Raw genomic sequence first — 9870 nt, 5'->3', positions numbered from 1 at the left:
ATTGGCCCCGTATGCCGGGCCTTCGCGACCCCTGTCCGTAGTGTGAACAGGCCCTAGCCCGCCACCTCCTGCGCGGTCCGCGCCACCGTCTCACGCAGCCAGGCGTGGCCGGCGTCATGCTCGTCGCGGGCGTGCCAGACGGCGCGCAGGACCGAGCTGCCGGCCGCATAGGGCGGCGCACGCTTCAGCAGCTCGCCGCCCGCGGCGAGCGCCACGGCCAGCGAGCCCGGCACGATCGACAGCATGTTCGTGTCGCGCAGCAGCGCCGGGATCGCCAGCGAATGCGGCACCGTGATCCTCAGCCGCGGCGCCGGCAATGCCGCCTCCAGCGCATGGCGATCGAACATCTCCGACTGGCGCGCCAGCCCCCGTTCGACGATGAAGCCGCCCACCGCGCCCTCCTCCTGCCCGCCCACCGACAGCGTCACCAGTGGGTACTTCTGCAGGTCGGCCAGGGTGAGCTTGCGCCGGGCGGCAGGATGGCCCTTGCGCATCAGGATCGCCTCGCCCTGCGTCATCAGCGTGCGCGAGTTCAAGCGCGCCGGCACCTGGGCAAAGATGCCGATGGCCAGGTCGATGCGGCCGAGGTCGATCTGCTCGGCCAGGTCCAGCCGCGTCGAAGGGCGGATGACCAGGTCGACGCCGGGCGCGGCCGCCTGCAGCGCGCGCGACAACGGCGCCACCAGCACCGCGGTGATGTGGTCGTTGGCCGCGATCACGAAACGCCGCCTGGACTTCTCCGGCGCGAAGGGCTCGACACCCAGCACGGTCTCGATGCGCCGCAGCGACTCGCGCAGCGCCGGCGCCATCGCGGTGGCGCGGCCGGTCGGCACCATGCCCTTGCCGGTGCGCATGAAGAGCTCGTCGCCGACGCGTTCGCGCAGCCGGCGCAGCGCATGGCTCACCGCCGACTGGGTGAGGTTCAGCCGCTTGCCGGCCAGGACCAGGTTGCGCTCCTCGTAGATGGCCTCGAACACCTTCAGCAGGTTCAGGTCCGTGGGGCCGATGCTCATCGTGCCGCTCCATGAGTTGAATCCCATTCATTATGGAATTGCAAAACCATCAGTTCCATTCAGTTCCTCGATTGCCCATGATCGCGTCCATCCCACCTGGAGTCCTGAAGATGAACGCCGAAACCCTGATCGAGCTTTGCATTCCCTTCCTCGAGGAAGTGAAGGACATGACCACCGGCACCGAAGTCGAGCGCTGGCTCAACGACAAGTACGGCCCGGCCAGCGAGCTGTACCGGGCCCTCGCCGGCGCGGTGCAGCAGGGCGTGCGCGACGGCTGGGCCGCCAATGTCGAGATCGAGGGGCCCCACTACCGGCGCAGCCGCCTCGCCGAGCCCTCCGCCCGCACGCTGCACTTCAGCATCACCGCCGTCTGGATGGACAGCACCGGCAACGGCCAGGGCCACGAGGACGGACGTTTCCGCGGCCAGTACCACGGCCACCCCTACGGCGAGTTCAACATGGTCATCCCGGTGACCCCGGGCGCCGCGCTGAACGGGCCCAACGGCTGGTGCTTCGGCGGCTGGACCGCGCCCGCGCCCGGCAGCCAGCACTACCCCGAGGCGAAGGGCGGCGCGGTGATCGCGCTGTTTTTCCTGCCCTCGGGCCGGATCTCGTACCACGAGGCGCCGCAGGCCCGAACGCGCGTGCCGCGCCGGCGGGTGGCCGACTTTGCCCGGCTCATCGGGTTCACACCTTGAGCGATCTTGCCCTGCCCGCCCGTCTCCCCCATCATCGGCGGCCATGAGCCGACCCGCCCTCCTCCTCGCCCCGGCGCCGCGCCGGGTGGACGACATCCTTGACGCCGGCCAGCTCGCGCGGCTGCGGGCGCTCGGGGAGCTGCACATCTTCGACGACCGGCCGCCCACCGATGCGGAGTTCGCCGCCATCGCGCCGACGCTGCAGATCCTGATCGGCCAGCTCGACATGCCGCGCGAGCGGCTCGACCAGGCGCCGGGGCTGCGCGCGATCTTCAACGTCGAGGGCAACTTCCTGCCCAATATCGACTACGCGCATGCGATGTCGCGCGGCGTGCGGGTGCTCAACATCAGCCCGGTGTTCGCCGAGCCGGTGGCCGAGGCCGCGCTGGGCATGGCCATCGACCTGGCGCGCGGCATCAGCCGCGCCGACCGCCGCATGCGGGCCGGCACGGAGCAGTACGGCCTCGAAGCCAATCGCGATGCGTATTCGCTGCGCGGCCAGACCATCGGCTTCGTGGGCTTCGGGGACCTGGGCCGCGCCATCGCGCCGCTGCTGGCGCCGTTCCGGCCGCAGAGCCTGCTGGCCTATGACCCCTGGCTGGCCCCGGCCTTCATCGAATCGTTCCAGTGCGAAAGCTGCCCGCTGGACGAGGTACTGGCGCGCAGCCGCATCGTGTTCGTCGTGGCCGGCGCCACGGCCGACAACCAGGGCCTGCTCGGCCGCAGGGAGTTCCTGTCCATGCAGCCGGGCGCCTCGCTGGTGCTGGTGAGCCGGGCCGCTGTGGTGGACTTCGAGGCGCTGCTGGACGTCGCCGAGAGCGGGCAGGTCCGCGTCGCCACCGACGTATTCCCGCAGGAGCCTCTACCCGCCGGCCACCGCGCCCGCCGGGGCGAGCAGCTGCTGCTGTCGCCCCACCAGGCCGGCGCGCTGCATACGGTGCTGCAGGGCATCGGCGCGATGGTGCTGGCCGATGCCGAGCTGATCGCGCGCGGCCTGCCGCCGAACCTGTGCAAGGCGGCGCAGCCCGAGACGGTGGCGCTGTCGCGCAGCCGGCCGGTCGAGCGCAGCTGAGATCAGCTCGCTGCGGCGAGGAACTCAGGCGCCAGGCCGGCCTCGTGCCGCGCCCACATGCGGTCGAGCAGCGCCTCGAAGTCCCGCGCATAGCGCCGGCTGTCGAACAGCGGCAGTTCCAGCCGGCGCTCGCGCAGCTGCAGCTGCGCCCGCCGCAGCGCCGCCATGTCGTGGCACAGCGCCACTGCGCGGTCCACATAGGCCTGCACGTTGGGGCAGATGAACTGCGGCAGCTCGCAGGCGGCCACCAGGCTGGCGGCCACGCGCGAGGCGAAGGTGGCGCCCGGCACGGTCAGCACCGGCACGCCGGCCCACAGCGCCTCGCTGGCGGTGGTGTGGGCATTGCAGGGCCAGGTGTCGAGGAACAGGTCGGCGCACTGCAGGCGCGCGAGGTTGCCGGCAGCGTCCACCAGCGGCGCGAAGACCAGGCGCGAGGCGTCCACGCCTCGCAGCGCCATCTCACTGCGCAGATTGGCCTCGGCCACCGGGTTCCAGCTGAGCAGCCACAGCACTGCATCCGGCACCGCGCGCAAGACCTGGCCCCAGGCATCGGCCGCCTCGGGCGTGATCTTGGTGCTCTGGTTGAAGCAGGCCAGCACCGGCGCCTGCTCGGGCAGGCCCAGCTCGGCGCGGCTCGGCGCCAGCGGCAGCGCGCGGCGGCTGTCGTTGGGTTGGTAGCTGTGCGGCAGCTGCGCGATCTGCTCGCTGAAGTGGGCCGCATGGGCCTGCGGCGTGACGATGCGGTCACCGACCAGGTAGTCGATGAAGCCCGCACCGCTCGTGCCCGGAAAGCCCAGGAAGCCCACCTGCACCGGCGCCGGCCGCCAGGCCAGCGCGCGGAAGCGGGTATCGCGGGTGTGGGACTTCAGGTCGACGGCGATGTCGACGCCGTCCTCGCGCATCCGGCGGGCCAGGTCCACGTCGGCCACATGCCGCACGTCACGGAAGCTGTCGGCGGCGGCGCGCACGCGCTGCTGCAACGCGCTGCCGTCCTCGGGGCTATGGCAGTACAGCAGCACCTCGAAGCGCTCGCGGTCGTGCAGCTCCAGCAGCTCGGCGACCAGCAGCGCGGTGGCGTGGTTGTGGAAATCGCTGGAGAGGTAGCCGATGCGCAGGCGGCGGCCTTCGCGCGGCGGCCGCGCAGCGGCCGGCGGCAGCGGCGCGATGCCGGCCGTCAGCGCCTGGCTGTTGAGGCGCGCCACGCGCAGTTGCTGGGCCGGGCGCACGGGCGCCATCAGCAGCGAGAAGGCGGTGACCTGGGCCAGCGCGCCGTCGCCGGCCTCGTCGAGCTGCTTGACCAGCGCGGCGACATGGGTGGCCAGTTGCCCCCATTCGCCGGCGCGTTGCAGCTCGTGGACGAGCTGGGACAGGGCCAGCGGTTTCAGCTCTCCGCCCTTGTCGACGACGGCGGCGGTCTCGAAGCAGACCGCGGCATCGCGCGGCCGGTCGATCAGCTGGAAGGCCACGCCGAGGCGGTGGTGCCCCAGCGCGTTGAACATGTTCAGGTGCAGCGCCTGCAGCAGCACGGGAATCGCATCGGCGGCGCGGCGGGCGTCGAGCAGGGCCTCGCCGCGCTCGAACAGGTAGTCGGCATCGGGGGCCGCGGCGGGCACGCAGGCGTCGAAGACGGCGGCAGCCTCATCCGCACGGCGCAATTCGCGCAGCACGCGGGCGAGCATGCGGCAGGCCAGCGCATGGCTCGGGGCGAGTTCGAGCGCGCGGCGCGCGGGCGCCTCGGCGGCGGCGGGCAGGCCCTGCTTCAGGCGCAGGCCGGCCAGGCTCAGCGGATACAGCGGATCCTGCGGCGCCAGCTCGATCGCCTGCTGGTACTCGGCCGCGGCGGCGTTCCACTGCTCGCGCCCGGCGGCCCGCTGGCCGGCGTCCCAGCAGCGGCGGGCCTGTTCGTCCAGCACCTGCTGGCGGTTGCGTGGAAGGCGGAGGGCTGCGGGCTGGGTCATGGCAGACGGGAGGTTCGGGTGCGAAAAAGCCAGGCCTGCACGGAAACAGGCCTGGCTTCCAAGTCAATGCTCAGTGAATTACTGCAGCAGCGACATGACCATGCCGGACATGCTGTTGGACTGCTTCAGCATCGCCGAGCCGGCCTGCATCAGCATCTGCTTGGTCGTCATCTCGGACGTTTCCGTCGCGTAGTCCGTGTCCATGATGCGGCCCTTGGCTTGCGACACGTTGGTGCTCATGTTCTGCAAGTTGTTGTAGACGTGGTCGAGGCGGTTCGACGCGGCGCCCAGGGCCGAGCGGACCTTGCCGACCGAGGCGATGGCCGTGTCCAGCGAGGTGATGGTGGCGGTGGAGCCGATCTCGGCGCCGACCGTGCCGGCGGTGGCCGTGGTCTTGTAGGCGGCGCTGATCGAGCCGAGGTCGCCGGCGTCGTTGGTCAGCTGCGAGACGACGCCCGAGGTGTCGACCTGCATCGTCTCGGCAGCGCTGGCGCCGATCTGGAAGGTCACGCCGCCGGTCTTGCCCAGCATCGAGGTGCCGCCGGTCACGGCCGCGGCGTTGGTGCCGACGCCGAACAGCGCCTGGCCGCCGAAGGTCGTGTTCTTCATGATGTTGGTCAGTTCGCGGCCCAGCGAGTCGTACTCGGACTGCATCGCGGACTTGTCGGCGGCGGTGGCGGTGCCGTCGGCGCCTTGCGTGGCCAGGTCCTTCATGCGCAGCAGGATGTTGGTCGTCTCGCTGAACGCGCCTTCGGCGGTCTGCATCATCGAGATGCCGTTCTGCGAGTTGCGCATCGCCACGGCCTGGCCGCGGGTCTGGGCGTCCAGACGGGTGGCGATCTGCAGGCCGGCGGCGTCGTCCATGGCGGAGTTGACGCGGTTGCCGGTCGACAGGCGGCTCATCGAGGTGGACAGGGCCTTCTGCGAGGCACCCAGCGAGTTCTGGGCGGACAGGGAAGCGGCGTTGGTATTCAGGCTCAGCATGATGCTTGTTGCTCCAGTTTGGGTTGCGGGGCACGTCCTGCCCTCAGCACTCCAAGGCGACACCGGCCGCGGCGGACTTAAATCGACCCGCGAAAAATTTTTGATGCGCCGCCGCAATATCATTTGGCGCATGACGACCAGGAAGCGCTCCGCCACTGCCGAGATCGCCGCCGACGCCCGCCTCGACGAGGACGCCCGCGCGGTGCGCGTGCTGCTGCAGTTCCGCCAGGTCTTCAATGCGGTGAAGACCCATTTCCAGCATGTGGAGACCAGCGTGGGCCTGGGTGGCGCGCAGCTCTGGGCGCTTGGCGTGATCCGGGATACGCCCGGCATCGGCACCGGCGGCGTGGCCGAGCGGATGAACATCCATCAGTCCACCGCCAGCAACCTGCTGGGCGTGCTGGTCGAGCGCGGCCTGGTGGCCGCCGGCCGCGACGACGGCGACAAGCGCGCCGTCAAGTGGCGCCTGATGCCGGCCGGCGCGCAGGTGCTGGAGGCCAGCCCCGGGCCCTTCACCGGCGTGCTGCCGCAGGCGCTGCACGAGCTGGACGAGCACGTGCTCGAACGGATGGAAGAAGACCTGGCGCTGCTGCTCAAGCAGCTGGGCGCCGGACGCAAGGGTCGCAAGATTCCGCTGGCGCGGATGTAGCCGGGGTCAGGTCTTGACGGTCAAGGCTTGCTGTTGCGCTTCATCAAGCGCAAAGCCTGCATCACGACCGGCTTGGCCCAGGTCGGCACGTCGGCCGGGGCGATCATCTCGGTGATCTCGCGGCCCTGGCGCATGCGCAGGATCAGCTTCGGGCGAGGCGCCAGGCCGCGGCGCGGATCGCTCTCGATGCTGTTGTCGAAGACCACCAGGCTGGTCAGCAGCGGCATCAGCTCCACCAGGTTCTGCAGGCTCGACAGGTAGCGCTGGCGGATCTTGGCTTCCGGGATGTCATGCCCGCCGTGGGCCACGCGCGAGCGCACCCGCTCGATGTGCAGCTCCGGCGTGGCCAGGCCGGCGAACCACAGGTGCACCTCGGCGCCGGCGCGGGCGCCGTTCATCAGCATCGTGGCCAGGGTGTTGGCCCCCAGCGTGGTCTCGAACATGAACTGCTCGCCGCGCGACAGCGCCCGCTCCAGGCCCTGGCGGCCGAGTTCCCAGGCCTGGGAATTGGCCTCCTCCTGGCCGAGGCCGGGATTGGCCAGCATCAGCTCGCGGGCCTGGCGGTCGGGGTTGTAGAAGGAGCCGCCGGACTGCTCCAGCGCAGCGCCGCCGATGCTGCTCTTGCCGGCGCCGTTGACGCCAGCCAGCACGAAGATGCGGGCGCCCACGGCGGGCGATCAGCGTGAGTGGGAATGGGTCGTCGTCGAGGCGGCCGCCGACTGCGCCGCCCGCCCCAGGGCCTCGCCGCTCATCGCGAAGGCCTGGTCGGCCGCGTCGAGCGCACCGCCGCTCTGCATCGCCGCGTAAAGGGCCTCGAATTCCTCGCTCAGGCGGTCCAGGCTCGGGCGGCCGGCTTCCTGCAGCGCCAGGTAGCGCTCGACCGTCATCAGCACCATCTCCGGCTTGTTGTGGGCGGTGATGACCACCTCGCCCTGCTGGGCGACAGTGCGGCTGACGCGCGGCAGCTCGCCGGCCAGTTCGGTGCGGGTAAAGGGGATCAGGCGGGCACTGCGGTGCTCGTCCAGCGGAAGATCAACAGCGATCGCTTCGAGGGCCATGGCAAGCTCCAACCGTGATTTTCAGGATTTTAGGCGATTTGCGCGTCGGCGCGGTACGCCAGCCACAGGGCAAAAAAAGGGCCGGCTCTGCAAGCCGGCCCAAATATCGCCCCGGGGTGAGGGCGAGGTGCGTCAATCAATCAGTCAATCCATCAAACCATCAGCCCAGCCGCACCGGCACGAAGATCCGGTCCTTGCCGCGCTGCAGCAGCAACGCCACCGACTTGTCGGCGCCGGCCACGACCTTCTGGACCTGCTCGATCGAGCTGACCGGCGTGCCGTTGACGGCCAGCAGCACGTCGCCCGGCTGCACGCCGGCGCGGGCGGCGGCGCCGGCCACGTCCTCGATCAGCAGGCCATCCTTCAGGCCGGCTGCCGCCTTCTCCTGGCCCTGCAGCGGGCGCAGCGCCAGGCCCAGCTTGCCGCCGGAGGCGCCGCTGTCATTGCCGGCCACCACGGCCGCCTTGTCGGCCGCGTCGCCCAGCTTGGCGCTCAGCGTCTCGCGCTTGCCCTGGCGCCAGATCTCCAGCGTGGCCTTGTCGCCCGGCGCGGCCTGGCCCAGCAGGGCCGGCAGGTCGGACGAGGCGACGATCGGCGTGCCGTTGTACTTGAGCACCACGTCACCGGACTTCAGGCCGGCCTTGGCCGCGGGGCCGCCGTCCTCGACGCTGGCCACCAGCGCGCCGGCCGGGGCATCCAGCTTGAAGGAATCGGCGAAGCTCTGGTTGACGTCCTGGATCGTCACGCCCAGGCGTGCATGCTGGACCTTGCCGGTAGCGACGATCTGGTTCTTGACGCGCTGCGCCAGGTCGATCGGGATCGCGAAGGACAGGCCCTGGTAGCCGCCGGTCTGGCTGAATATCTGCGAGTTGATGCCGACCACCTCGCCGCGCGCATTGAACAGCGGGCCGCCGGAGTTGCCGGGATTCACCGCCACGTCGGTCTGGATGAAGGGCACGAAGTTCTCGCCCGGCAGCGCGCGGCTCTTGGCGCTGACGACGCCGGCGGTCACGCTGTTCTCGAAGCCGAAGGGCGAGCCGATGGCCAGCACCCATTCGCCGACGCGCAGGTCCTTGGTGTCGCCGAGCTTCACGACCGGCAGGTTCTTCGCCTCGATCTTGATGACGGCCACGTCGGTCTGCGGGTCGGAGCCCAGCACCTTTGCCTTGTACTCGCGGCGGTCGGTCAGCTTGACGATCACCTCGGACGAATCACGCACGACGTGGGCGTTGGTCAGGATGATGCCGTCGGCGCTGACGATGAAGCCCGAGCCCTGGCCGTGCGAGGGCTGGGGCGTGCCGCCGCCACCGCCCTGCCCCGGCATGCCGGGCACGCCGCCGAAGCGGCGGAAGAACTGGTAGAAGGGATCGTCCGGGTCGATCTGCGGCGCGCCCTGCATGCGGCGCGCGGTCTTGACGTTGCCGGTGACGCTGATGTTCACGACGGCCGGGCCGTACTGGGCGGTCAGCGTGGCGAAGTCGGGCATGGTGACCATGCCGATCGGTGCGGCGGCAGGCGCCGGCGCGGCAGCGACGACCGCCGGCGTGGCGCCGACCACGGCGGCGGCCGCGGCAGGCATCGCCGCCTTGTTCAGCGCGGCTGCCGCAACGGCGCCGCCACCCAGGCCGATGGCGCCTGCGGCGGCCAGCGCCCAGACGAGTCGCTTGGCGGGAATCATGGTTTCGATGGGCATCGGTGTCTCTCCTGGCTGACGTTGAATCGAGGGCCTATGCGAACCCTTGGACCAACTATGGAAGTGCCGGCTTAGACCGCACTTAATGAAGGCTTAGGTCCCGCTTAGGCGAAACGAAGCGTCACACGCAGGCCGCCGAGCGCCTCGGAGCGGTCCAGCGCCAGCGCGGCGCCATGCCGGTCGGCAATAGACTTGACGATGGCCAGGCCCAGGCCGCTGCCGGTCACGTTGGTGGAGGCCGCCGCATCGCTGCGGTAGAAGCGATCGAACACCCGCGCACGCTCCGCCTCGGGAATGCCGGGGCCGCTGTCCTCGACGACGAGGGACGCGCCGCGCAGGGCCACGTCCACCTTGCCGCCGGCCGGCGTGTACTTGATCGCGTTGTCCACCAGGTTGCGCACCAGCACGCGCAGGCCCTCGGCATGGCCCGGCAGCGTCAGCGCATCGGCCTGCACCAGGCCCAGGTCGACCTCGCGCACCTGGGCGGTGGCGGCCTGCTCGGCCAGCACCTGCTGGACGAGGGCCTGCAGGTCGACCGGCTTCGGGGCTTCGGCGGCGGCCTCCTGGCGGGCCAGCAGCAGCAACTGCTCGACCACGTGCGTGGCGCGGTCGATCCCGGCGCCCAGCCGGTTCTGCACCAGCGTGCGCGTGGCCTCGTCGGGTGCGCGCTGCAGCGCCTGCAACTGCAGCTTCAGCGCGGTCAGCGGCGAGCGCAGCTCGTGCGCCGCGTCGGCCACGAAATGAC

At 70.7% G+C, this 9870-nt stretch carries 10 protein-coding genes; 3 read left to right on the top strand and 7 right to left on the bottom strand.

The window, feature by feature from the left end:
- Positions 1 to 53: 53 nt before the first annotated feature.
- On the bottom strand, positions 54 to 1013 hold the full coding sequence (locus B0W88_RS26435; RefSeq protein WP_077037576.1) for a LysR substrate-binding domain-containing protein: 960 nt from the start codon (positions 1011 to 1013) through the stop codon (positions 54 to 56).
- A 110-nt stretch (positions 1014 to 1123) separates the two neighbouring features.
- Between B0W88_RS26435 and B0W88_RS26430 the strand changes: the two genes are divergently transcribed.
- Together B0W88_RS26430 and B0W88_RS26425 are read left to right on the top strand one after the other, a co-directional pair.
- Complete coding sequence (locus B0W88_RS26430) at positions 1124 to 1711, top strand: DUF4863 family protein (protein ID WP_077037575.1); 588 nt, start codon at positions 1124 to 1126, stop codon at positions 1709 to 1711.
- A 43-nt stretch (positions 1712 to 1754) separates the two neighbouring features.
- The gene (locus tag B0W88_RS26425; RefSeq protein WP_077037574.1) at positions 1755 to 2783 is read left to right on the top strand and encodes a hydroxyacid dehydrogenase; all 1029 of its coding nucleotides are present in this window, start codon (positions 1755 to 1757) and stop codon (positions 2781 to 2783) included.
- A 2-nt stretch (positions 2784 to 2785) separates the two neighbouring features.
- Here B0W88_RS26425 and B0W88_RS26420 read toward each other — a convergent pair whose 3' ends face one another.
- Positions 2786 to 4741: a hypothetical protein gene (locus B0W88_RS26420; protein ID WP_077037573.1), complete on the bottom strand. Its 1956-nt coding sequence runs from the start codon at positions 4739 to 4741 to the stop codon at positions 2786 to 2788.
- Positions 4742 to 4819: 78 nt separating this feature from the next.
- Positions 4820 to 5725 carry a flagellin gene (locus B0W88_RS26415; RefSeq protein ID WP_077037572.1) on the bottom strand — a complete coding sequence of 302 codons (906 nt, stop codon included), beginning with the start codon at positions 5723 to 5725 and terminating at the stop codon, positions 4820 to 4822.
- A gap of 130 nt (positions 5726 to 5855) precedes the next feature.
- Between B0W88_RS26415 and B0W88_RS26410 the strand changes: the two genes are divergently transcribed.
- Positions 5856 to 6374, top strand: a complete 519-nt coding sequence (locus B0W88_RS26410; protein ID WP_077037571.1) for a MarR family winged helix-turn-helix transcriptional regulator — start codon at positions 5856 to 5858, stop codon at positions 6372 to 6374.
- A 20-nt stretch (positions 6375 to 6394) separates the two neighbouring features.
- Here B0W88_RS26410 and B0W88_RS26405 read toward each other — a convergent pair whose 3' ends face one another.
- The 4 genes from B0W88_RS26405 to B0W88_RS26390 form a co-directional block, all read right to left on the bottom strand.
- Positions 6395 to 7042, bottom strand: a complete 648-nt coding sequence (locus tag B0W88_RS26405) for an AAA family ATPase (RefSeq protein WP_198937941.1) — start codon at positions 7040 to 7042, stop codon at positions 6395 to 6397.
- A gap of 9 nt (positions 7043 to 7051) precedes the next feature.
- Positions 7052 to 7432, bottom strand: coding sequence for a type II toxin-antitoxin system Phd/YefM family antitoxin (locus B0W88_RS26400; RefSeq protein ID WP_077037570.1), 381 nt, complete (start codon positions 7430 to 7432; stop codon positions 7052 to 7054).
- Positions 7433 to 7592: 160 nt separating this feature from the next.
- Entirely contained in the window at positions 7593 to 9125 is a 1533-nt protein-coding gene (locus B0W88_RS26395) for a Do family serine endopeptidase (RefSeq protein WP_077037569.1), read from the bottom strand.
- A gap of 104 nt (positions 9126 to 9229) precedes the next feature.
- Positions 9230 to 9870, bottom strand: a 641-nt coding sequence (locus tag B0W88_RS26390) for a cell wall metabolism sensor histidine kinase WalK (RefSeq protein WP_233151850.1), incomplete at its 5' end; no start/stop codon positions are given.

The organism is Pelomonas sp. KK5 (assembly GCF_001984095.1).
In the GTDB taxonomy this organism is placed as follows: domain Bacteria; phylum Pseudomonadota; class Gammaproteobacteria; order Burkholderiales; family Burkholderiaceae_C; genus KK5.
Note: the sequence above shows the minus strand (reverse complement) of the source record. Positions and strands in the feature narration are given on the sequence as shown.